The following is a 21,052-nucleotide window of genomic DNA, read 5'->3' on the forward strand; positions in this document are numbered from 1 at the left end:
GAGGAAAAAACCAGCTATATCAGCGGTTTAAGGGTATCTGGCGGAGACGGAGGGAATGTCCATCGCGGAACCCTAACCCGTTGTTAACCATCTAAGTATCTGAATAGCTGCGGCTTGCGGGGCCAAACCCCGGGGACAAATCGGGGACAAATGCCCCTGCCGCGGTGATTTCTTCATGCCACGTAAGCCTGATCCCAAGAACGCCTATCTCGAACTGCACGACAGCTACTATCGTGTCTCGATGGGGGTGCCGGCGCCCCTGCATCAGCATCTGGGAAAACGCCTGAAGAAGGCGCTCGGGACGAAGTCGCTCCTCTCGGCCAACGTCCTGAAGGTGCCCATCGTCAGGGACTTCCACGCCCGGATCGCGAAGGCATGGGAGGTCCAGGGCGGCAACAAGGGTTCCGTTCTTCAGGAGGCGGTAGGCTGGGCCCAGACGCTCGCGACGGCGGGGAAGCCCGGCGACAACGCCTATGACTTCTACTCCAAGGACATCGCCGAGCGCCGCGCGGAGATCGAGATGACGAACGCGCGTACCATCCGCTATTTCGACGAGGAGGAGGGCTGGGTCGAGGTCGACCTGCCCAGCCCGGAGGCGAAGGAGGCGGCCGCGCTGTTTTCGTCGGTCGTGCATGGTACCGCGACCCCGATCACGCTCCACCATGACGCGTACATGCAGACGCTCGTAATCAAGGACCGGTCCAAGACGGACGACCCGAGGGCTCTAAAGATCCTCCTGGACTGGTGCCACCAGAAGGACATCCCGCCCTACCTGGAGAACATCGACCAGCTCACCGCCGTCCGCTTCATGGATGAAATGCCCAGGTTCACCGGCCTAAGCTGGGCGACCAACGCCAAGTACCTCGGGCGCCTGGGCCATTTCTGGAAGTGGATGCTTCTCCGGATGAAGGTGAAGACGAACCCATTCCAGGGGCTGGCTCTACCAAGGCCATCAGTGGTCCACGGAGAGGAAGAGAGGGCATTTACGGATACGGAGGTTCAGAGGCTGCTAATGGGCACCCAGGACCCTGCCATGCTCGACGTCATGATGGTCGCGGCCTTGACTGGCGCTCGGCTCGACGCGGTGATCGACCTGCGCGTCGGCGACAGCGCCGACGGGTGGTTCACGTTCAAGCCGCAGAAGAAGGAGGGTAGGGCCAGGGACGTTCCGATCCATCCCGACCTGCGCGAGATCGTGGCGCGAAGGGCGAACAGACATAGACCCGAGGATGAGTTCTTCCCGGAATGGCCTGGCCCAAAGAACCCGAAATCACTCCGGGAGCGTTCGTCCACGTATTCGAAGCACTTCACCCGCTATCGGAAGACCGTCGGGGTCAGCGACGAAGTGTTGGGCAAGCGTCGAAGCCTGGTCAATTTTCATTCGTTTCGGCGCTGGTTCATCACCAAGGCAGAGCGCGCGGGCTCGTCAGGCGACCTCATCGCCGCCATCGTCGGTCATAAGCGATCCGGTTTGACGCTGGGTCGTTACAGCGAAGGGCCAGACATGAAGGCAGCTGAGGCCGCGGTGGCCAAGGTCATGCTGCCGCCGCTCGATGGCAGCCCGGTTCGCGAGACACAGGCCCTGACCCCACGTCGTCGGAAGATTGCCACCGTCTGATCGGCCGTGCAGTCGATTCGCACAACCATCCCTATTTGCGCCGGCGAAGGCCGCAGTAGAACAAAACAGAATCAAACGGCACGGAAAGGCTCAAACAAATCGTCAAACTTTTTGGCAAGTCATTGTTCTAACTTGAGAAATTGAGGGCCTAATTACTGGCTTCGCAAATCCTCACGGTGTTTGATCCGCCTTGCGATAGATCGAAGTGACCCCCCCCTCCGCCCTACTAAACCATTGATATGATGTTCGAATTTTATGTCGTGCAGACAGGGCCAGTGTCTACCACCTCTATTCCGTTAGCACCGGATCTGCACCATTCGGAGCGTGTCGGAAGGTACATCGTCAAACATTCGTCAAACCTGCGAGGCCAGTGCGGGATGGCGTTTGGCTTGGCCAACTGCGGCGGGCGTAGCTACCGGTTGGATGAGGCTGACCATGATTGACGATGTTCGCGACGTGCTGCGGCGGCGAGAGGCCTTGCTCGTCCACTTCAACACACCGATGTCCCGGCACGAAAGCGGGTATCCGCGAGACTTGCACGATGCCCTCGCCAATCTCCAATGGGAGATGTGCTACTCGACGGTCGTCAGTACCGATGTCGGCCCCACACACCTGGCTGATCCCAGCAAGGCGGCCGCGTGTGGCAGCGTCGGGATTGTCGTCGACCTGCAGCCGCTCAGCCAAATCATCACGGTTCACAGCTCGGATGCTGGCAGCAACGGGCGGGACGGGAGTTCAGGGATGGGTTCGGTCGCGAGCGTAGCAACCTGCGAGCAAAGTATGATGGGCCGCGCCGGTGGCCACAACGAATGGTATCTCTCTCACCCGAGATCTCTCGGAATCTTCAGCTTCACCGGTCCGGCGGTGTTCGTTCCCGGCAACGGTGAACTGCCTTACGGGCTCGACGCAGTTGCCGGAGACTTTCCTGGTGAACGCATCTTCACCGTCTTCCAAGGCCAGTTCCATGAACTAGATCGAAACACCTGGCGGTGGCTACCTCGAAGCTATTCCGAGATCGTGCCCAGGTGAACGCCTGAGGAACTGGATCAGGCGGCACATCGGGGCATCAACGGCCGAGAATAAGCGCCGTCAAACAAAAAAGGCCACCCTGGGGGTGGCCTCATATTCGAGCTTGGCGTGTGGTTTATTCAGCGAGTTGCTCGCGGACCCGATCCCTCGTAGCCAATTCCAGCGCCTCGGCGGCGATGATGCGGTTACTCACGTCGTTAAGCTTGATATGAACGTAGTGCTTGCGAGTGATCTTGATGTCCCTGTGCCCAAGGAACTGCGCGACCAAGCCAATGTCACCCGTGGAGCGGTACTTCCTCGACCCAGCGGTCCGCCGCAGATCGTGGATGGTCAGGTTCGTCACCCCCGACTTCCGGCGGAAGTGACGGAACGCGCTGAAGAGCATCTCGTCCTCGATAGGGATGCCGGATCCGGCCGGGCGCTCCGGCAGGTTCTCGCCGTACCGCAGGCCTTCCTTTCGCACGGTGAACACGTGTGTGTCATGCCTGCCGCGGTTCGCTTCCAAGAGGCGACGGATACCAGGGGTAATCAGCACCTCGTGGGTCATGCCGCCCTTGACCTTGACCCTGATCCGATTGAGCTCCCACAGCACATTGTTCCACTTGATGGGCAACTCGGCACGGCGGAGGCCGCTCAGCAGGGCAAACTCCAGGATGTCCCTGTAGTCACCGGCAAACCTCATGATCCTGAACTCCTCCTGGAGAGAGAGCTCGCGCTCCCTCGGATCCGGCCGCTTCACGTGCATGCCGAAGTCCGGCATATGGGGCAGACTCACCCCCCACATCCGCTTGGCGCGCCACATGACGCCGCTAAGCGGCGTCACGACCTCATGCCCCACGGTGCAGCTCGACACCTTGCCGGCCGACGCCCGGCCATACCGGTACATGCCCGCCCGACGGGCACACAGCTTGGCCACGAGGTTATTGTCGATGTCGACGAGCCTGGTTCCCGGGCCAATCTCGTCCACCAGCCAGTCCAGCTGTCTCTCCAGCACGGCGAGCCGCTTGGCGGTCCCCGTGAACTCCTGCACGTACCTTTCGACGGCGGGCAGCAGGGTCAGGTTGGCACCCGCGGACCCATCAGTGTCTTCGTACTTGCGGACCTCGATCCGCTTCCATTCCTTCACGAAGGCAATGGCCTCCGCACGGCTGGTCTTCTTCGTGGACCCGCGGAAGATGTGGCCGCCGACGGTGAAGCGACAGTAGAAGAACTTCGACGTCTTCGGCTTCCAAATGTTGAAACGCTCAGCCATTGTAGAATTCCCTTGTGTGCTGTGAGAGCTCGCCTCGTCATGCGAGCCTGCAGGGGGAGGACGGAGCGCAGCGCCCCGCGGTCGCATCCCTTAGTTCTCGGAGAGGCCTCGCTTCGCCGCGAGGCGGGCGGCACGCCTGGCGGCATAGCCAACCGGCTCGGGATCGGCCTTTCTGTGCGGCGCCGCCTTGGGCGGCACGAACGCGGCCGTGCTAACGCCGGTCTTTCTCCGCCTGGCGAAGCCCTCCAGGTCCTCGTCGAGGATCCGCAGGTCCCGACGGTCCCTGCCGCGGCCGACGTTGACCGCGACGAGGTTGCCGTCGTCGATGTGGGCCTGGACCTGGCGGAGGCTGATGCCGAGCCGCTCGGAGACCTCGGCGAGGGTGAAGGCCCGGTCGAAGTGGAAGGAGACATCGCCGCCGGGGGACGAGATAAGCTTGTTCGGGCACAGGTCGGCCCGCTCGCGCGCCGACATCGGCGCACGCCTGTTCAGGTCATGCATCTAAGTGTTCCTTTTGGCTGGGTTCGCGTAGGCGGGCCAGGCGTGCCGCCCGGTGAGGGACCGTCCGGCCCGCCGAGGATGTCAGGCGTTCGTCGCTGGCTGCACGGTCGGGTGCCCGTACGCCACGCACTTCGCGAGCTTCATCTGCGCCCGGGCCCTGACGACATCGGCATGCGCCGCGCGGGCGAAGGCCATGGCGGCCCTGCGGTCCTTGGTGTGGGTGGGGCCGAAGTACCGCCGCCCTGCCACGGTGAACAGCATCCGGTATTGCGGGTCGCCCCCGCGCCGGAAAACGGAGGGCTTCCGGTCGTCGGTCGTCACATGATCCGTGAACGGCAGCGACAGCTGCAGGCACGCGTCGGCTCTCTCGCGCCCGCCGATGCGGGCGCGCCTGGTGGTCTTGGACATGTTACGGTTTCCTTGAGGACGGCGTTGCGCTGATGGATCGGGTGGCGCCCGTGCAGGGCACCCCGACCGTCGGTGCCGTCCGGCAGCCGGTTTGACGGCCGCCGGACGATCGCTTAGCGTCCACGTCACTCCTTGGGTCGCCTCTCGGCGCCTTCGGGTTACGCGGATGGTCCGGTGCTGCCTGGTTAGGGACTGGCCGAACGTTCTTGAGAGCCCTGGCGACGCCACATCGCTGGGGCTTTCTCTTGCCTGCGGGGCCGAGGTCCCGCCTGCTTTCTTCCGGAGCGGCTGAGGCGTTGCCCCCCGCTCGGTGATCCATGACTGACTCGATCTGGCGCCGAACGCGAGTCCACGGATTTACGGCCCTTGGATGGCCACCTACGCCAGCGTCGCGGCCAATTTTCCCTTATTCATCAACGACATAATAGATCTGCCTTTGCATTCCTTGTTAAATGGCCGCCAATACCTTGGTCATCCTTGAAGGATAAGGGTCACGATCCTTGTCCCGCCCTCTGGCAAGCACTTCGTGGATTGACCCTTCGATCCTTTGTTTTGAACGCCCTGGGTCGCCTGGGAATAGGCTTTCGCGTCATCCCGGCCGCCGATCAGCCCCGAAAGTTTTCCACAGCCGAATCCAAAAAAACTCATGTTTTGCCCCATGCCCTTGGCGAGATTCGTGTTTTCGCCTGGGCGCCGATCATGCCAGGCCGTCATGGATGGCCGCCGCTTGCCGAGCCCGGAAACGGGATGACGATGCCGTCGCCTGTGATCGGGGGCTCGGCCCGTCGCCGAGCCTTGAGCGCCCTGCGTTCGGCCTCGACCAGGACCTCGTGCGCAACGGCCACCCGCGCCCGTTCGACGACTGCCTCGAAGGCGTCGCGTCCGAGTTCCCGCTCGATCTCCGCGAAGGTGCCCAGAAGGGCCAGCACCGCCTCATCCATGGCTCGCCTCCATCGTCATCCCTGCGGCCGGCGCAGGAGCCATTCCCTGGGCCTCGACGAGACGCAGGAAGTCCGCCCCATCCACGACGCGTCTCTCCATCAGGAGGGTGGCCAGGGCCCCGATCAGATCCCGGTTCGCACGGACACTTGCCAGGGCTGCGGCATAGCCACGGTCGAGGTCACGGCCTACGGCCGTGCGCAGGGTACGGTCCTGCTCCAAGAGGCATGCGGCCCGGTCCATGTCGGCGCGATGCACCAGGGTGCCGCCAAAGCCGAACGAGACCCTGATCGAGGCGGCGATGCGAGTGGCCTGGGCGAGGTCGTCATGAGACCCCGTCGATGCCCCGAGGCCGAACTCCGCCTCGCCGGCGCGACCCGCCAGGGCCGCCACCACCAAGGCCTGCAGGCCGTCCTTGCCGAGGGTCGGGGCTCCGCCGCTGCTCACCATCGTCGCCCCGCCGCGCTTGCCGATGGAAACGATGCTGACCCGCTGGACTCGTCCCGAACCTTCGGCGTGAGCCACGACGGCATGTGCCGCCTCGTGAACGGCGCATCTCCAGAGATCGGCCTCGCTTCGGTCCTCGGCGGGCAAGACCTCGGCCGCGAGGTCTGCCAGCATCACCGGTCGTCCGGCGATCCGCGCGGCCCTTCGGGCTGCCTTGACCCAAGCCGTGACGTCCGCGCCGGTCGAGCCCAGCCCTGCGTCGGCGACGCCAGACAGGTCGGCATCCGGGAGTTCGGGTCCCAGGTGCTGACGCAGGATGGCGGCGAGCGCGATGGCGTCCGGCTTGGGAACATGAACCACGCGTCCGAACCGGCCCGGACGCAGGATGGCGGGATCAAGCCGGCCTGCGTAGTTCGTGGCGCCGATCAGGATGACGCGCACGCCCGCGGCGGCCGTGGCCTCTACTTCTCGGAGATAGGCTTGCTGCAAGGGCTTCCAGTAAGAGGTGTGCCGCTCGTCGCCGCCGTCTTCACGCGACGGCATCGCGTCCAGCTCGTCACAGGCCAGGATGACCCCGCGGCTCGACCGGCCCTGGCTCCTGGCACCCGAGAATGCCGCGACCAGCGCAGCAAGCGTCCGATCAAGGTACGAGGAACCCTCGAACCAACTCGAAATTGAGGTCTCCAGGAGATCGAGCTTCATGGTCAGCGCAAGGCTATGCATGAGCGAGGTCTTGCCCACGCCAGGCGGCCCTGAGATCACGCAGCAGCGATCTGCCTCACGCCAGAATGCGTCCGCCGGCATCGTCCTGAAGTCCTCCACGAGGCGCCTGCACCAGTCACCGGCAGGACCCATGCCGTGCAGGTCATGGATCGGTGGAACGTCCCTGAGGGGCGTGGAGGACTTCACACCTGAAGTCACAGCCCTTTCCAGGCGCCGCACGCAGGCCGCGGCGCCCCCTGCACCGGACCGGAGGGCCACCAGTAGATCGGAAAGATCCAGCCGGTCGACCTGAGCGGGAACATCCCTCGGCGCCTCTCCGGTCACCGTCTTGATGGCTGCCTCAACGAGGGACACGGTGGGGCGACCGAGCCGTAGTCGCATGTCGGCCGTGGCGATGAAGGCGGGCGGGACGTGCGCCTCCGGCGCGTGGCAGACGACGGCGACACGCAGGCCGGCTCCGACCGCGTCGGCGAGAGCGGCACCATCCTCAGGCTTCCTCTTGTATCGGGAGGAGCCGTCGCGGACCTCGATGTGGCCCCATGCGGCCAAGTCGGCGAGCGCTCCACGTAGGTAGGACACCCAGGCGGCGGAGGGGGCCTCGACCAAGACGGCGATACCGCGCTCCGTACGGATGCGAGCTCGCACTTCCGGTGACAGGACTTCGTCCAGCAGCAGGCGTGCGAGCACGCCGCCGCAGGAGGTTGCCTTTGGGTTTTCCGCTTCATCGCCCAGACCAAGGTAGTCGTCGGCTGGAATCTCGTCGGGGTGCTTGTTCTTGAGTTGCTTAATCATGGCTGCCTCCGCGCAGGGGCAGCCGGCCGCGCACTCTGGCGGCGGGTCAGCCCTGGGGGGTGTCGGGAAGGCGCGAACGCGCCCGTGACGGGTCACGGCCGGGGTTTGCCCGAGCCGGGATGGCAGCCGATTTTCGGAAGGTTCGCGTAGCTGGGTTCATCGAGAAGGCTCCGTTTGGCAGCCTCCCGGGCACGCAGGCTTACGCCGCGTGACTACCCTCGGGAGGAGGAATCGGCGCAGGCCGGCACGGGGATACCCGTCCGGCTCGCCTCAGGTTTCATCCGTGCGAACATAAGAGCCTAAGTGAATCTAAACGCAGCCTTCCGCAAGCCGTCCCGCGCAGAGACTTGGCGATGCCTGTGGATGACACATCATCGCGGTAGAAGGTAAAGGGTAATCCTACCCCTTACCCGATGCGCGCGCCGACGCCAGGTGCGCGTAGCGTCACTCACGCGCGCAGGCTGAATGACGGAGACGGAGCCGCTCGACTGCGGATCCTGCCGATCCATGATTTTGCAGCCGATGTCGGATGCGGACAGAATGGAATGGTAGACGGTGGTGCAGGTACCGCCCAGGGAAGCATCATACCACCTTGAGAAGCCATCGCAGGGGCAGGGCAACCGCCGTGAGGCAGGCAATACCGCCGGCCCACAGCGCCACGAACCAGCCGATGCGGCGCACCGAATTGGGAATGGTCATGACACGCCCCCTCAGTGATATCCGGGTGCGCCGGAAGTGACCTTCCCCCGGAACAGCCAGTAGACGTAGGCGGTGTAGCCGAGGATCATCGGCAGCAGTACAACCGTTCCGACGAGGAGGAAGCGCTGGCTGCTCGGGTGCGTGGCCGCATCCCAGATCGTCACCGAGGGCGGCACGATCAGCGGGAAGAGGCTGATGGCAAGCCCGATATAGGACAGCAGAAACAAGCCGAGCCCGCACAGGAAGGGCATGACCTCCTCACGCCGGTCGAGGGCGTCGCGCAGGCGCCAGCCGAGAAGGCCGACCAGGATCGGGACCGGGGCGACGAAGGCCATCGCCGGCCAGGTCAGCCAACGACCGCGGAAGGCGGGGCTGAGGAACGGCATCGCCAGGGACACAACGGCAATGGCGAGGAAGGTCGCCAAGCCGAACGCCCGTGCGACGCGATAGGCCCGGAGCTGGAGCTCGCCCTCTGTCTTCCAGATCAGCCAGCACGCCCCGAGCAACCCGTAGCCGGCAACCAGCGCGAGCCCGGTGAACAGGGAGAACGGCGACAGCCAGTCCCACCACCCTCCGGCGTAGGCCCGCCCCTCGACGCGGACGCCCTGAACCAGGGCGCCGAGGCAGATCCCCTGGCAGAACGCGGCGACGAAGCTCCCTGCCGAGAAGGACCGGTCCCAGGCGGTCTGTGCGAGCGGGGAAGCGCTTCGAAAGCGCATCTCGAACGCAACGCCACGGAACACCAGGGCGAGCAGCATCAGCGTCAACGGGATGTAGAGGGCCGGCAACAGCGTGGCGTAGGCCAGGGGGAACACGGCGAACAGACCGCCGCCGCCGAGGATGAGCCAGGTCTCGTTGCCGTCCCAGACCGGGGCGACAGTGTTCACCATCACATCTCGGTCGGCCTTCTCTCTGATGGCTGGAAAAAGGATGCCGACCCCAAGGTCGAAGCCGTCCATGACGACGTAGAGGAAGATGGCGGTGGCGATGAGCAGCGCCCAGACGAGGGTGAGATCGAGGATCATGGGGACTACTCCGCGGGCTGCAGGGTGGGACGGCTCGCACCATCGTGGGGCGCGTCGAGCGCCGGCGCCGGGGTTATGCCGGCCGTCCGGATCGGTACGCCGGTCGGGGGGCCGGCCTCATGGACGTGCGGGGTCTGGTTGAAGAGGTGAAGGAGATACCAGATGCCCGCCCCGAACACGGCGAGGTAGACCACCGCGAAGGCGGCGAGCGAGGCGGCGACGGCTGGGGCCGCGACCGGCGAGACGCTGTCGGCGGTACGCAACAGGCCGTAGACCGTGTAGGGCTGGCGGCCCGTCTCGGTGACGGTCCAGCCGGCGGTGACGGCGATCAGACCCGAAGGCCCCATGGCGACCGCAAAGCGCTGGAACCAGGCGGTGTCGTAGAGCCTGCCTTTCGCGCGCAGCCAGAGCGAGGCCAGGCCGAGGGCGATCATGAGCAGGCCGAGCCCGACCATGACTCGGAACGACCAGAACACCAGCGGCAGGTTGGTCGGCCAGGTCGCGCGGGGCATTTCCTTGAGACCCTTCACGGTGCCGTTGAGGTCGTGCGTGAGGTAGAGGCTCGCCAAGCCCGGGATGCCGATGGCGCCCCGCGTCTCGCCGGCATCGGCGTCGGGCCATCCGAATACAAAGGCGGGGGCCCGGCTCTGGGTCTCGAAATGACCTTCCATCGCCGCGACCTTGGCGGGCTGGTGCTCGTAGGTGTTGGCGCCGTGCAGGTCTCCGATGACCAGTTGCGCCGGCGCGACGACAGCGGCCATCCACATGGCCATCGAGAACATCACCCGGGCGCGAGGGTTCGTGCGGTCGCGCAGGAGGTGCCACGCACCGACAGCGCCCACGATCATCGCCGTGGTCAGGTAGGCGCCGGTCACCGTATGGATGAAGCGGTAGGGGAACGATGGATTGAAGATGATCGCCCACCAGTCGGCGGGGGCGAACCGGCCGTCGGCACCCAGCACGTGCCCGGTCGGGGTCTGCATCCAGGAATTGGCGGAGAGGATCCAGAAGGCCGAGGTCAAGGTGCCGAAGGCGACCAGGCAGGTGGCCAGGAAGTGAAGGCGTGGGCCAACGCGCTCCAGGCCGAAGAGCATGACGCCGAGGAAGCCCGCCTCAAGGAAGAAGGCCGTCAGCACCTCGTAGCCGAGAAGCGGCCCAAGGATCGGCGCCGTCCGGTCGGCGAAGACCGACCAGTTGGTGCCGAACTGGTAGGACATCACCAGGCCAGAGACGACACCCATGGCGAAGGCCACCGCGAAGACCTTGAGCCAGTAGCGGTAGGTGTCGAGGTAGACGGCCTTGCCGGTGGCCAGCCAGCGGCCCTCCAGGACGGCGAGGAAACTCGCCAGGCCGATGGTGAAGGCCGGAAATAGGAAGTGCCATACGACAGTCAGGGCGAACTGGGTGCGAGCCAGGTCGACCGCGCTCGGCAAGGTCAGGAAAGGCATCGGGGTCTCCAGGCGTCCGGGTCATTCGCCCGGATCGATCCCTCCGACGATGGCGGGGGCCTGACACCGCGACCTTGCGCTGGATCAATGAAGCGGAAAATCTTCCCGATTTTCGGGACGGGTTCAGCCAGGTGACGCAGCGGTCACCGTCGTGCGGCTTCGGCCCTATCAGCTGGCTCCGGCATCGCCTGTTGATCCAGCGCAAGGCTTCCCGAGCGGTCCGGGGGCAAAACCAAGGCCCCCACAGTCGGAAGCGATCCGGAGAATGACGACGACGGCCATCGACCCAGTGGAGGCGGGAGCACCAGCTACCGGCGGCGGGTTACCGAACCTGCGCGGATGGCTGGCGGTCCTGCCGCTAGTCGGCCTTTGCGCCGGCATATCAGCCGTGGCGCTCGCTCGCCCGGACATCGCGGCCTGGGCGTGGACGCTTCCCACGCTGGCGGTCCTCGCTGTCCTCATGGCCCAGGTCGTGACCAACCTAGCGAGAGGCGACGTCGGGCTCGACCTGGTCGCCCTGCTCTCGATGGGGAGCGCGCTCGCCCTGTCCCAGCCGCTGGCCGGCGTCGTGATCGCCCTCATGTACGCCGGTGGCCAATCGCTCGAAGCCTACGCGTCCGGCCGGGCCGGCCGGGCCATGACGGCTTTGCTCGCCCGCCAGCCACGCACCGCCCTTCGCGAGGAATCTGGGTCCGTGAAGGAGGTACCCATCGCGATGCTGGTACCGGGCGACCGCATCCTCGTTCGCGTGGGCGACGTCCTCCCGGTCGACGGCCGCGTCGCTGCGGGCCGTGCCATCCTCGATCAGGCGACACTCACCGGCGAGGCGTTGCCGGTCACGTACGAAGCGAACGCGGCCGTGCTCAGCGGCACTGTCAATGTCGGTGCGCCGTTCACGCTGATGGCCGAGCGCCGGGCCGCCGAGAGCACCTACGCGGGCATCGTCCGGCTCGTCGAGGCCGCCCGATCCCAGAAAGCCCCGATGGCGCGCCTCGCCGACCGCTACGGCTTGGCCTTCCTCGGCCTGACCCTGATGCTGGCCGGGGGCGCCTGGGCCGCCACGGGCGATCCCGTGCGGGCCCTCGCGGTACTGGTCGTGGCCACACCCTGTCCGCTCATCCTCGCGGTGCCCATCGCCCTGATTTCCGGCCTCTCGCGAGCGGCCGGCATCGGCGTGATCATCAAAGGGGGCGGCGCTCTGGAGACACTGGCACGCGTGCGCGTGCTGGTGGTCGACAAGACCGGTACGCTCACCCACGGGACAGCGCGACTGACAGCCGTGGATCTCCTTGCTCCCATCGGGGAGCAGGATGTCCTGAGGCTGGCGGCCTCCCTCGACCAGGCCTCCGGCCACCCGACCGCCCGTGCGCTGGTCGATGCGGCCCTCGCACGCAGCCTCGCCCTGACGCAACCGACGCAGGTGGCCGAAGTCCCGGGCGAGGGCGTCACGGGCCTCGTGGAGGGGCAGCCTGTCCGGGTCGGCGGACCCCGCCTGATGCGGGCGCACGGCATCCCCTTCCCGGAAACGGACGCCACCCGGAACGCGGACGCAGTGGCCGCCACGGTCCTGGTGGCCGTCGACGGCAAACCCGCCGCGATCCTGCGCTTTACCGACCCGCTGCGAACGGACGGCGGACGGACGCTCGCGGACCTGCGCCAGTGTGGCATCTCGCGCGTGGTGCTCGCGACCGGTGACCGGCGCGGCATCGCGCAGGCACTGATCACAGGCCTGCCCATCGATGCCCTGGAGGCCGATCTCGATCCGGCGGGGAAAACGCAGGTCGTGGCCAACGAACGGGTGCATGGCCCGGTGATGATGGTGGGGGATGGCGTCAACGACGCGCCGGCCCTCGCAGCGGCCGACCTCGGGGTAGCTCTCGGCGCCAGGGGGGCGGCAGCGGCGGCCGAGGCGGCGGACGTCGTCCTGCTGGTCGACAGCCTCGCGCCCCTTCCGCATGCCATCGGCATCGCAAAGCGGTCCCGAGTCATCGCACTCCAAAGCGTGATGGTCGGCCTTGGCCTGTCGCTCGCCGGCATGGTCGCGGCGGCCCTTGGCTACCTGACGCCGCTGCAGGGCGCCCTGTTGCAGGAGGCCATCGACGTCGCCGTCATCCTCAACGCCATGCGGGCACTCGGAGGCCCGGTCCCCGCCACCCCATCGGATGCTCACGTTTCCGCGAAGCCGGGCCATTTATCCCGGATGGTTCCTTGAGATGGATCAAGGCGTGCGGAGCCGGAACGACCCAAGGTTCCCTTCCGCTGGGTTCGGCGGGCTCGGGAGACGGCCGTGGGTTACGCGAACATCCTGGTATCCGTGGACCTGGACCGAGGTGCCGCCGACCGTGTCCGGCTCGCCGCCGGGCTCGCGAAACGGTTCGAGGCGGACCTGACGGGCGTGGCCGCCCGGTTGATCCTTGCCCCCCCGGCTTTCACGAACATGCAGGAGGACGGCATCCTGCGCGCCGCCGAGGAACGCCGGTACCGGGACGAGGCGGCTCAAGTTCGGGACGTTTTCACGCCCTATGCCGGCGAAGCACTCCGAACTAACTGGCACTTTGCCGAGGGGCACCCCACGGCCAATCTCGCCCGGGAGGCACGCGCGGCGGACCTCGTGGTGGTCGGACGCCATGGCGCGGCCGACGGTGTGCCGGGCCCGATGGCGGTGCTGCCCGGCCCGTTGCTGATGGAGGTGGGACGTCCGGTCCTGGTCGTTCCTCGGGATACCGAGCACCTGGGCGCCGACCGCATCGTGGTCGCCTGGAAGGACACCCTTGAGGCACGACGGGCCATCCCGGCGGCGATGCCTTTCCTTCGAGAGGCGGACCATGTCTACCTCGTCTCGGTGGGAGACGAGCCACCGTCCCAGGGGACCGAGGCGGTGGCGGACCATCTCAGGCGACATGGCGCGAACGTCACCATCCATGTCCTGGACCCCTCGCTTCGCGGCGAGGCTGGCGATGTCATCCGGTTCGCACGTCGCGAGTACGCCGATCTCATCGTCATGGGGGCCTACGGCCATTCACGTCTGCGGGAATGGGCCTTCGGCGGCATGACCCAGGATATCCTGCAGACGGCACCCGTCTGCTGCCTGATGAGCCACTGATGCGCCGCCCCCACATCATCGCAGCGCTTGCGGTGTTCCCGCTCGTCGTTTCGGCCGCCTTCGCCCGTGAGGGTTCGGCATCCCGGGGCGAAGCGTTTGCCCGCACGACCTGCGCGCGATGCCATGGCGTCGGTTCTCGGGGCGCAAGCCCGATGCCCGAGGCGCCGACGTTTCGAACGCTCGCCGGCCGCTTTCCCATCGATGACCTTGCCGACATCCTGGTCGAGGGTGTCGAACGACGTCATCCGGCCATGCCCGACTTCCGGCTGGACCCGGTGGATGCCGACGACCTTACGGCCTACCTGAAGACCCTGAGGCGGTGACGGGCCATCCGCAACTGCCTCAAGCAAGCGTCGGAAGGCCAAAGGGAAAAGAAGTCGATGGAGCGATCCTTGCTCTACGTCAGCCGCCGGCGAGCGACCGACGCGGACATCGTGGACATCGTGGATGCAGCGAGGGCCAGGAACGCCCGACTGCATGTCACCGGCGCGCTTATCGCGACCGATGCGCGCTTCGCCCAAATCCTGGAGGGATCTCACGCCGCCGTCGATGAGCTCATGGATAGCATCCGCCGTGACCGGCGCCATGAACATGTCGACGTCGTTCAAGACCGGCAAACCGGCAAACGAGAATTCCCGATTTGGTCCATGGCATATTCGGGCCGCTCGGTTTTCGCCGAAAGCCTGATCGGCGCCCTTGCGACGAGCGGGTCCGGCGAACTCGAAGACCGACATCTCAAGCGGTTGCAGGACTTCATGCGGGAATTTGCCCGCACCTCTCCTTGAAGAAGCCTGCGCTTCGGCTGATCCGCATACGCGCTTTATTCCACGAAGCCCCAAGCGGCTTCCAGCGCCCGCAGATCGTCTTCCTCCAGTGGCTTCATCCAGTCGTCGTCCGAGGACGAACGCTCAGGGAGCTTGGCTTGGGTCGAGTCCCGCTCCCCCTCGCGGCGAGACCCTGGTCGAGGCTGATTGTTCACCCTCGAAACCCTTCGCACGGCATGGCAGCCGGAACGTCTCCTCGGGTTCATGGCCCTATCCCCTTCTCAATGCACGAGGAACAAAGGGGCCGGACTGCTGCGAAGTAGGGAGCGCGTCACCCCGCCGAAGAAGAACTCCCGGATGCGGGAATGGCCGTAGGCTCCCATCACGAGCATGTCGGCGTGGAACATCTTCGCTTGGTTGCGAAGCGTCTCGGCGACGTCACCCACGACCGGCACATCGACCACCGAGACGTGCACGCCGTGACGCGCGAGATGGGGCGCGAACTCGGCGCCCGGCACCGATGTATGGAGTTCCTCGGTACCGGCAACGCAGACGATCTCGACGGCCTCCGCCGCGCGCAGGAACGGCATCGCGTCGTTGGCCGCCCGCGCCGCCTGCGCGCTGCCGTCCCAGGCCACGATGATGCTCTTACCCCTGAAAGCGTCGTGGCCCGGCGGCACGGCAATGACCGGCCGGCCGCTCGCTAGGAGGGCTTTCTCGATGACTTCGCGATCCAGATCGTAGGTCCGCGGTCCCGCATCCAGGATGGTCAGGTCGTGTAGGCTTGCCTGAGCCACCAGCCGGCCAACGACGTCCGGATAGGGAAGGCTTGGCGTTTGCGTCGTGCAAAGCACGCCGGCCTGCGCCGCATCCCCGGCCGCACGGTCCGCGACGGAACGAGCCATTGCATCGAGGCGCCGGTCGATGCGTGCAACCCCGTCGTCGTCGAGATCGAAATCGCCGAGCCAGGCATCGTCGCCCGAGAGGCACCACGAGGCGGATTGGACCGTCAGGTGCGCGCCGGCGGCTTTCGCGAGCGTCAGTCCGTAACCGATGGCGCTGAAGGCTTCCTCGTACTCGTTCTCGACGGTCGTGCCGACGAGGACGTCGCGAATGGCCGCGAGCGGCGATGAGGGGGGCTTCGACATGGGTCGTCTCCGGTTTGTGCCGGCCCCACTGTTCGTCCCCTCGCGACAACGCAGCCTTGATCCACCTCAAACGGTGGCCGATTGCACACCATCATCAAGTGGTGAGCGCTTCGCCGCGGCGGCCGACTTTCGCCGATGGTGCAAACCGAATAGCTTGCCGGTCACGGACCCGTGAGGCTTGCTGAGCGCGAAGATGCAAGCCCATCGTCAGAGCACCACTCATACGAGGAAGCCGGACGGAGGTCTTGCAACGGTCGCATCAGCTGCGCTGACTCGGAAGACGCCGGGATGGGTCAACGATGACGGAAACCATCGACTCGATGGCTCTTGCAGAGGGTGGCGAGGGGACGCTCACCGTCGACAAGCTCCGTCAGACCCTCGACGAGGTCGGCATCTGTATCTGGTCGTTGGACATCCCAACAGGTCGGGTCACGGTTTCGCCGACCTGCCTCCGCCTCTTCGGCGTTCCACCTGGGCACTTGACGACTTTCGCCGCGACCCAGGCCCTCGTGCACCTGGATGACCGCCAGGCCAGGGCGGAGGCCATCCAACGGGCCCTGCGGGAGGGCGGGAGCTACGAAGTCGACTACCGTGTCGTGCGGCCGGATGGTCACGTCTGCTGGCTGCGCTCGCGCGGGCGGGTGGACATCGGCGCGGATGGCCGACCGGCGCGGCACCGTGGCGTCGTCCTCAGCATCCACGAGCAGAAACAGGCAGAGGCGGACCTGCGCGCACGCGAGGCACACCTGCGCTCGATCCTCGACACCGTGCCCGAGGCCATGGTCGTCATCGACGAGGCGGGCACCATCAGTTCCTTCAGCAGTGCGGCCGAGCGCCTCTTCGGCTACACGGCAGCCGGGGTCAGCGGCCAAAACGTCCGTATCCTGATGCCGGAACCAATGCGCGGCGAACATGACGGCTACCTCGACCACTACCGGCGGACACGGGAGCGCCGCATCATCGGGACAAAGCGGGTCGTCACAGGCCTTCGCGCCGACGGCACGACCTTTCCGATGGAGCTGGCCATTGGCGAGATGCGCTCGGGCGATCAGGTCTTCTTCACCGGCTTCATCAACGACCTCACCGAGCACCAGAGGACCCAGGCCCGGCTTCAGGAGCTGCAGTCCGAGCTCGTTCACGTGTCTCGCCTGAGTGCGATGGGCGAGATGGCGTCCACCCTGGCGCACGAGTTGAACCAGCCGCTTGGGGCCATCGCCAACTACACCAAGGGCTGCCGTCGCCTGCTGGCAAAGCCGGATGCCGAGGCAATCGCGAAGACCGTCGAGGTTCTCGACAAGACCGCCGAGCAGGCCTTACGCGCCGGCCAGATCATCCGTCGTCTTAGGGAGTTCGTCACCCGAGGCGAGACTGAGCGTCGGCCTGAGTCCGTCTCGCGGCTCATCGAAGAAGCGAGCGCCCTGGCGCTGGTCGGCGCCCGCGAACAAGGCGTGGTCGCCCGCGTCCGCGTAGCCCCAGGCCTGAAAGCCGTGTTGGCCGACCGGGTGCAGGTCCAGCAGGTCCTGGTCAACCTCATCCGCAACGCGCGTGAGGCCATGCAGAACAGCGAACGACGGGAGTTGGCTGTCGGCGCCCATCCGCTCTCCTCGGAGATGGCCGAGATCACGGTGTCGGACACCGGCCCCGGCATTGCAAACGAGGTCGCCGACCGGCTGTTCCAGCCCTTCGTCACCACAAAGGCGAGCGGCATGGGCGTCGGCCTCTCGATCTGCCGCACCATCATCGAGGCGCATGGCGGCCGCCTCACGGTCGAGCGCAACGCGGCCGGCGGGGCGACCTTCCGCCTGACCCTGGCAACCGCCCACGAGGGAGACCCGATCAATGGCAGCTAGCCTCGTTCATGTCGTCGACGATGACCCGGCGATGCGAGATTCGGTCGGCTTCCTGCTCGACACAGCCGGATTTCAGGTCGCGCTCTACGAGGCCGGGACAAGCCTGCTCGCCACCCTTGTGAAGCCTGCCCGCGGCTGCGTGCTCACTGACATCCGCATGCCCGACGTGGACGGGCTGGAATTGCTGCGCCGTCTTCGGACGGATGGCCACACGCTCCCCGTGGTGATGATGACGGGACACGGTGACGTGCCCCTCGCGGTGGAGGCGATGAAGCTCGGGGCCTGCGACTTCATCGAGAAGCCTTTCGAAGACGAGGCGTTGGTGCAGGTGTTGCGTTCCGCACTCAACCGGGGCGGAGCGTCCGAGGCGGCCGACCCGACCCTGCAAGAGTTCATCCGTCGTGTCGCTACCTTAAGCGAGCGCGAGCGGCAGGTGATGGACCAACTCGTCGCGGGCGGCTCCAGCAAGGACATCGGCCGTGCGCTCGACATCAGCCCGCGGACCGTCGAGATCTATCGGGCCAAGCTCATGGCCAAGACGCAGGCAGAAAGCCTGCAGGAACTGGTGCGCTGGTCTGTGTTGGCTGGTTTGGCCTGAGATTGAGGCAGGTCAAGGAAGGGAGAACCTCTCCCTACTACGCTTTTGGCTCAGAAGACGCCCGGCACCTGGGCACCGCGGCGAACATCATGTCGGCACCCTTCCCATTGCCTATCTACGTCGTGGATGACGATCCCGCGATCCTGCATTCGCTCTGCTTCCTGCTTGAGGGCGAGGGGCATCGCGTAAAGACCTTTGGCAGCGGAGCGTGCATGCTGGCCGCCTTCCCCGGCCCAGAACCGCACTGCATCGTCGTCGACTACGTCATGCCGTTGATGGACGGGATCGAGGTGTTCCGCCGGCTCCGCGCCCTCGACGTCCGCGCGCCCGTCGTCCTGATGACCGGGGATCCCGGCACCCTGGTCCGTCGGCGAGCCCAGCGCCTCGGACTGCCGTTGATCGAGAAGCCACTCGCCTACGAGCCTCTCCTCCCCATGCTCGCCGCGGAGGCCGTCGGCACGCGGCCTAAAGCCCCTCACTGAAGGGAGCCTCGACTTTCAGCCCGCCGTGGGAATTCGCGGGCATGGCGGCTCTCGCGGACCAACCCGTTCCCGTTTGAGCGCCTTGATCCAGATCCGGGGCGTCCCACCGGGATGCCGCAACCCAAACTCGTTGACCTCGATCAAGGCATCGCCGCCGCTGCGCGGCATGCTCCGCCCGATGGAATCGGTCGCGGAGCCATGTGATGCCATTCGACCCCTTCGCGCTTCTCATCGCTGCAACCTTCACCTCCGGCTGCGCGTCGGTCCACGGGCTGCGCCATCATGCCGATGCCCTCACGTTCGCATTGGCCCTGTTGGCCTACGCGCTCGCAATCGCGGTCGGGTCCTTGCTCGCGGCGCGCTTCTCCCTGGTCATGGTCCCTGACCATGCGGGCGGATGGATGTACGGGATGCTCGGCGGCGGCTGAACCCATCCTTGGGCATACGTAATCGCCCTTACGCAGACTCTCTTAAGAGACCGCCCGGAATTTCGTCGGGATGCTAGCCCCGTCAATCTCGTCCTCACCCACCAGGGTAGAGGAGCGAACCGATGGCCCCCGAGACTACACACCGCATCGACCGGCATCCCGTCCCGGGCCTCCCTGCTTCGGCCGATAGCCTTCACGACGTCGGCCTCTTCGCGGGTTGCCCCGAACTCCTCGGCACTCCTTTCACGTACGGCCGTGAGGAAGAGATCTACGGCGAGGGTGAGGACGCGGAGTTCGTCTACCGTGTGGTCGGTGGAGCGGTGCGCACCTACAAGGTCTTAAGCGACGGACGACGCCAGATCACCGGCTTCCACCTTCCCGGAGACCTGTTTGGCTTTGAGCAAGGCGAAGAGCACCGACATAGCGCGGAGGCCCTCACCGACACCAAGGTGCTGATCTTTCGTCGCCGGCACATCGAGCACGCAGCGGCCCACCGAGCAGAGGTGGCCTGTCAGCTCTGGGGCATGGCGACAAACAACCTTCGCCACGCCCAGGACCACATGCTGCTGCTCGGACGCCGCTCGGCCACGGAGCGAGTCGCCGCCTTCCTCATGGACGTCGACGAGCGTCTCGGCGGTACAGGTGCATTCGAGCTTCCCATGACGCGGCGCGATATCGCCGACTACCTCGGGCTGACCATCGAGACCGTGTCTCGCACCCTGACCCAGTTGGAAGGCGAAGGAGCGCTCCTTCGCACCGGTGGCAGGCAGGTCACCCTCCGCCGCAGCCGGATGCGCCGCGTCGTCGAGGACTGAGCCAGTTCTTCCAGGGGCGTGAGCGTGGCTGATGCCTCGCCTCCCGTCATCCGATGGCGAACCCTGCGCGTCCGCCGGATGCCCGTCGCTCAGTGAGACATGAACAGGGGTAGGGGGCTGCGATTGAGGAGGGACTCCGTCACGCCGCCGAGGAACCACTCCTGGACGCGCGAGTGCCGGTAGGCGCCCATCACGAGCATGTCGGCGCCGATCTCGACGGCCCGGGACCTGAGCGTCTCCGCAACATCGCCGATGACCGACATGGCGACCGCCGAGACCCTCACGCCATGCCGTGCGAGATGGGGAGCGAACTCGGCGCCGGCCGCGGATGTCGACAGGTCCTTCTCCCCGATGACGGACACGATTTCCACCAGCTCCGCCGCTCGCAGGAACGGCAGGGCATCGTTCGCTGCCCGGGCCGCCTGGGCGCTGCCGTCCCAGGCAACGAGGACCCGCCGCGCGGAGTACGCCTCGCAGCCCGGCGGAACCACGAGGAGGGGTCGCCCACTCCGGAAGAGGATGCCGTCGATCAGGTCACGGTCGAGATCGACCTCCCTCGTCTCGGCATCGAGGATGGTCAGGTCCGCGAGCCGCGCGCGGGCTGTGAGCCGTGCGACCAAGTCCGAATAGGCGAGGTATGGCGCCTCGGTCGTGCAGGTCACGCCCGCACTGGCGGCGTCCGCGGCGGCGCTTTCGGCGACTAACTGCGCGAGGGAGCGTAGCCGCCTGTTTTCGGTCGCGACAAGGTCTCTCACGAACCCCCACGCGCCCCCCGCAACCACGGTCACTCGCTTTGCCGCGGATTGCACGGTGAGATGTGCGCCCGTCGCGGCGGCGAGCAAGAGCCCATAGGCCAGCGCGGTTCCGGCCTCGTCTCCGCAGCCCTCCTCGGTGAGGCACACGAGGACGTCGCGGATCCCGGTGTGCGGGGATGAGGACGAAAGGGACATGCGAACCTCCGTACGCGTTGACGGACCAAGTTT

General features: G+C 66.2%; 22 protein-coding genes. 11 read left to right on the top strand and 11 right to left on the bottom strand.

Annotated elements, in window-relative coordinates; translation table 11 throughout:
* Positions 1 to 175: 175 nt before the first annotated feature.
* Together CRT23_RS12950 and CRT23_RS12955 are read left to right on the top strand one after the other, a co-directional pair.
* Entirely contained in the window at positions 176 to 1,618 is a 1,443-nt protein-coding gene (locus tag CRT23_RS12950; RefSeq protein ID WP_103710041.1) for a tyrosine-type recombinase/integrase, read from the top strand.
* Positions 1,619 to 2,053: 435 nt separating this feature from the next.
* Complete coding sequence (locus CRT23_RS12955; protein ID WP_103710042.1) at positions 2,054 to 2,647, top strand: hypothetical protein; 594 nt, start codon at positions 2,054 to 2,056, stop codon at positions 2,645 to 2,647.
* 115 nt (positions 2,648 to 2,762) lie between these two features.
* Here the strand turns inward: CRT23_RS12955 and CRT23_RS12960 are convergent, their stop codons facing one another.
* From CRT23_RS12960 to CRT23_RS12990, 9 genes are all read right to left on the bottom strand, one after another.
* Positions 2,763 to 3,899 (bottom strand): tyrosine-type recombinase/integrase, encoded by a 1,137-nt coding sequence (locus CRT23_RS12960; protein WP_181017342.1) that lies wholly within the window; start codon positions 3,897 to 3,899, stop codon positions 2,763 to 2,765.
* Positions 3,900 to 3,989: 90 nt separating this feature from the next.
* Positions 3,990 to 4,400 (bottom strand): helix-turn-helix domain-containing protein, encoded by a 411-nt coding sequence (locus CRT23_RS12965; RefSeq protein WP_103710044.1) that lies wholly within the window; start codon positions 4,398 to 4,400, stop codon positions 3,990 to 3,992.
* Positions 4,401 to 4,481: 81 nt separating this feature from the next.
* On the bottom strand, positions 4,482 to 4,808 hold the full coding sequence (locus CRT23_RS12970) for a hypothetical protein (protein ID WP_103710045.1): 327 nt from the start codon (positions 4,806 to 4,808) through the stop codon (positions 4,482 to 4,484).
* Between the two features lie 471 nt (positions 4,809 to 5,279).
* On the bottom strand, positions 5,280 to 5,522 hold the full coding sequence (locus CRT23_RS27805) for a hypothetical protein (RefSeq protein WP_146056380.1): 243 nt from the start codon (positions 5,520 to 5,522) through the stop codon (positions 5,280 to 5,282).
* A complete protein-coding gene (locus CRT23_RS12975; protein WP_103710046.1) occupies positions 5,519 to 5,749 on the bottom strand; it encodes a hypothetical protein in 231 nt (76 codons plus the stop codon). The genes CRT23_RS27805 and CRT23_RS12975 overlap by 4 nt, the downstream gene beginning before the upstream one ends.
* Positions 5,742 to 7,709, bottom strand: a complete 1,968-nt coding sequence (locus CRT23_RS12980) for an AAA family ATPase (protein ID WP_103710047.1) — start codon at positions 7,707 to 7,709, stop codon at positions 5,742 to 5,744. Before CRT23_RS12980 ends, CRT23_RS12975 begins: the two co-directional genes overlap by 8 nt.
* 582 nt (positions 7,710 to 8,291) lie before the next feature.
* On the bottom strand, positions 8,292 to 8,408 hold the full coding sequence (locus CRT23_RS27810; RefSeq protein WP_146056381.1) for a DUF2474 family protein: 117 nt from the start codon (positions 8,406 to 8,408) through the stop codon (positions 8,292 to 8,294).
* 11 nt (positions 8,409 to 8,419) lie between these two features.
* The gene (cydB, locus tag CRT23_RS12985; protein ID WP_103710048.1) at positions 8,420 to 9,433 is read right to left on the bottom strand and encodes a cytochrome d ubiquinol oxidase subunit II; all 1,014 of its coding nucleotides are present in this window, start codon (positions 9,431 to 9,433) and stop codon (positions 8,420 to 8,422) included.
* Positions 9,434 to 9,438: 5 nt separating this feature from the next.
* On the bottom strand, positions 9,439 to 10,881 hold the full coding sequence (locus tag CRT23_RS12990; protein WP_103710049.1) for a cytochrome ubiquinol oxidase subunit I: 1,443 nt from the start codon (positions 10,879 to 10,881) through the stop codon (positions 9,439 to 9,441).
* Between the two features lie 265 nt (positions 10,882 to 11,146).
* Here CRT23_RS12990 and CRT23_RS12995 point away from each other — a divergent pair, with 265 nt between their 5' ends.
* The 4 genes from CRT23_RS12995 (at position 11,147) to CRT23_RS13010 (ending at position 14,769) form a co-directional block, all read left to right on the top strand.
* Complete coding sequence (locus CRT23_RS12995; protein WP_103710050.1) at positions 11,147 to 13,093, top strand: heavy metal translocating P-type ATPase; 1,947 nt, start codon at positions 11,147 to 11,149, stop codon at positions 13,091 to 13,093.
* Between the two features lie 75 nt (positions 13,094 to 13,168).
* Positions 13,169 to 13,984, top strand: coding sequence for a universal stress protein (locus tag CRT23_RS13000; RefSeq protein ID WP_103710051.1), 816 nt, complete (start codon positions 13,169 to 13,171; stop codon positions 13,982 to 13,984).
* Positions 13,984 to 14,307 (top strand): cytochrome c, encoded by a 324-nt coding sequence (locus tag CRT23_RS13005; protein WP_103710052.1) that lies wholly within the window; start codon positions 13,984 to 13,986, stop codon positions 14,305 to 14,307. Before CRT23_RS13000 ends, CRT23_RS13005 begins: the two co-directional genes overlap by 1 nt.
* A gap of 69 nt (positions 14,308 to 14,376) precedes the next feature.
* Positions 14,377 to 14,769 (top strand): BLUF domain-containing protein, encoded by a 393-nt coding sequence (locus tag CRT23_RS13010; RefSeq protein WP_245436187.1) that lies wholly within the window; start codon positions 14,377 to 14,379, stop codon positions 14,767 to 14,769.
* Positions 14,770 to 15,029: 260 nt separating this feature from the next.
* Here CRT23_RS13010 and CRT23_RS13015 read toward each other — a convergent pair whose 3' ends face one another.
* The gene (locus CRT23_RS13015; RefSeq protein ID WP_103710054.1) at positions 15,030 to 15,896 is read right to left on the bottom strand and encodes a universal stress protein; all 867 of its coding nucleotides are present in this window, start codon (positions 15,894 to 15,896) and stop codon (positions 15,030 to 15,032) included.
* 299 nt (positions 15,897 to 16,195) lie between these two features.
* On the opposite strand from CRT23_RS13015, the gene CRT23_RS13020 reads away from it, so the two are divergent.
* From CRT23_RS13020 to CRT23_RS13040, 5 genes are all read left to right on the top strand, one after another.
* Entirely contained in the window at positions 16,196 to 17,746 is a 1,551-nt protein-coding gene (locus CRT23_RS13020) for a PAS domain-containing sensor histidine kinase (protein ID WP_103710055.1), read from the top strand.
* A complete protein-coding gene (fixJ, locus tag CRT23_RS13025) occupies positions 17,736 to 18,344 on the top strand; it encodes a response regulator FixJ (protein ID WP_103710056.1) in 609 nt (202 codons plus the stop codon). The genes CRT23_RS13020 and fixJ overlap by 11 nt, the downstream gene beginning before the upstream one ends.
* Positions 18,345 to 18,433: 89 nt before the next feature.
* Positions 18,434 to 18,826: a response regulator gene (locus CRT23_RS13030; protein ID WP_103710057.1), complete on the top strand. Its 393-nt coding sequence runs from the start codon at positions 18,434 to 18,436 to the stop codon at positions 18,824 to 18,826.
* Between the two features lie 203 nt (positions 18,827 to 19,029).
* Positions 19,030 to 19,254 carry a hypothetical protein gene (locus CRT23_RS13035; protein ID WP_103710058.1) on the top strand — a complete coding sequence of 75 codons (225 nt, stop codon included), beginning with the start codon at positions 19,030 to 19,032 and terminating at the stop codon, positions 19,252 to 19,254.
* A gap of 122 nt (positions 19,255 to 19,376) precedes the next feature.
* A complete protein-coding gene (locus CRT23_RS13040; RefSeq protein WP_103710059.1) occupies positions 19,377 to 20,069 on the top strand; it encodes a helix-turn-helix domain-containing protein in 693 nt (230 codons plus the stop codon).
* Between the two features lie 89 nt (positions 20,070 to 20,158).
* Here CRT23_RS13040 and CRT23_RS13045 read toward each other — a convergent pair whose 3' ends face one another.
* Entirely contained in the window at positions 20,159 to 21,019 is an 861-nt protein-coding gene (locus CRT23_RS13045; protein ID WP_103710060.1) for a universal stress protein, read from the bottom strand.
* Positions 21,020 to 21,052 lie beyond the last annotated feature (33 nt).

The organism is Methylobacterium sp. V23, from assembly GCF_002917135.1.
Lineage (GTDB): Bacteria > Pseudomonadota > Alphaproteobacteria > Rhizobiales > Beijerinckiaceae > Methylobacterium.

Bases quoted from the DNA above. Each gene is read 5' to 3' on its own strand.
- CRT23_RS12990 (WP_103710049.1), bottom strand. From the start codon at position 10,881: ATGCCTTTCCTGACCTTGCCGAGCGCGGTCGACCTGGCTCGCACCCAG.
- CRT23_RS13015 (WP_103710054.1), bottom strand. From the start codon at position 15,896: ATGTCGAAGCCCCCCTCATCGCCGCTCGCGGCCATTCGCGACGTCCTC.
- CRT23_RS13030 (WP_103710057.1), top strand. From the start codon at position 18,434: ATGTCGGCACCCTTCCCATTGCCTATCTACGTCGTGGATGACGATCCC.
- CRT23_RS12975 (WP_103710046.1), bottom strand. From the start codon at position 5,749: ATGGATGAGGCGGTGCTGGCCCTTCTGGGCACCTTCGCGGAGATCGAG.
- cydB (WP_103710048.1), bottom strand. From the start codon at position 9,433: ATGATCCTCGATCTCACCCTCGTCTGGGCGCTGCTCATCGCCACCGCC.
- CRT23_RS13005 (WP_103710052.1), top strand. From the start codon at position 13,984: ATGCGCCGCCCCCACATCATCGCAGCGCTTGCGGTGTTCCCGCTCGTC.
- CRT23_RS12950 (WP_103710041.1), top strand. From the start codon at position 176: ATGCCACGTAAGCCTGATCCCAAGAACGCCTATCTCGAACTGCACGAC.
- CRT23_RS27810 (WP_146056381.1), bottom strand. From the start codon at position 8,408: ATGACCATTCCCAATTCGGTGCGCCGCATCGGCTGGTTCGTGGCGCTG.
- CRT23_RS12965 (WP_103710044.1), bottom strand. From the start codon at position 4,400: ATGCATGACCTGAACAGGCGTGCGCCGATGTCGGCGCGCGAGCGGGCC.
- CRT23_RS13045 (WP_103710060.1), bottom strand. From the start codon at position 21,019: ATGTCCCTTTCGTCCTCATCCCCGCACACCGGGATCCGCGACGTCCTC.
- CRT23_RS12980 (WP_103710047.1), bottom strand. From the start codon at position 7,709: ATGATTAAGCAACTCAAGAACAAGCACCCCGACGAGATTCCAGCCGAC.
- CRT23_RS12970 (WP_103710045.1), bottom strand. From the start codon at position 4,808: ATGTCCAAGACCACCAGGCGCGCCCGCATCGGCGGGCGCGAGAGAGCC.
- CRT23_RS27805 (WP_146056380.1), bottom strand. From the start codon at position 5,522: ATGACGGCCTGGCATGATCGGCGCCCAGGCGAAAACACGAATCTCGCC.
- CRT23_RS12955 (WP_103710042.1), top strand. From the start codon at position 2,054: ATGATTGACGATGTTCGCGACGTGCTGCGGCGGCGAGAGGCCTTGCTC.
- CRT23_RS13035 (WP_103710058.1), top strand. From the start codon at position 19,030: ATGCCATTCGACCCCTTCGCGCTTCTCATCGCTGCAACCTTCACCTCC.
- CRT23_RS13040 (WP_103710059.1), top strand. From the start codon at position 19,377: ATGGCCCCCGAGACTACACACCGCATCGACCGGCATCCCGTCCCGGGC.
- CRT23_RS13020 (WP_103710055.1), top strand. From the start codon at position 16,196: ATGACGGAAACCATCGACTCGATGGCTCTTGCAGAGGGTGGCGAGGGG.
- fixJ (WP_103710056.1), top strand. From the start codon at position 17,736: ATGGCAGCTAGCCTCGTTCATGTCGTCGACGATGACCCGGCGATGCGA.
- CRT23_RS12960 (WP_181017342.1), bottom strand. From the start codon at position 3,899: ATGGCTGAGCGTTTCAACATTTGGAAGCCGAAGACGTCGAAGTTCTTC.
- CRT23_RS12995 (WP_103710050.1), top strand. From the start codon at position 11,147: ATGACGACGACGGCCATCGACCCAGTGGAGGCGGGAGCACCAGCTACC.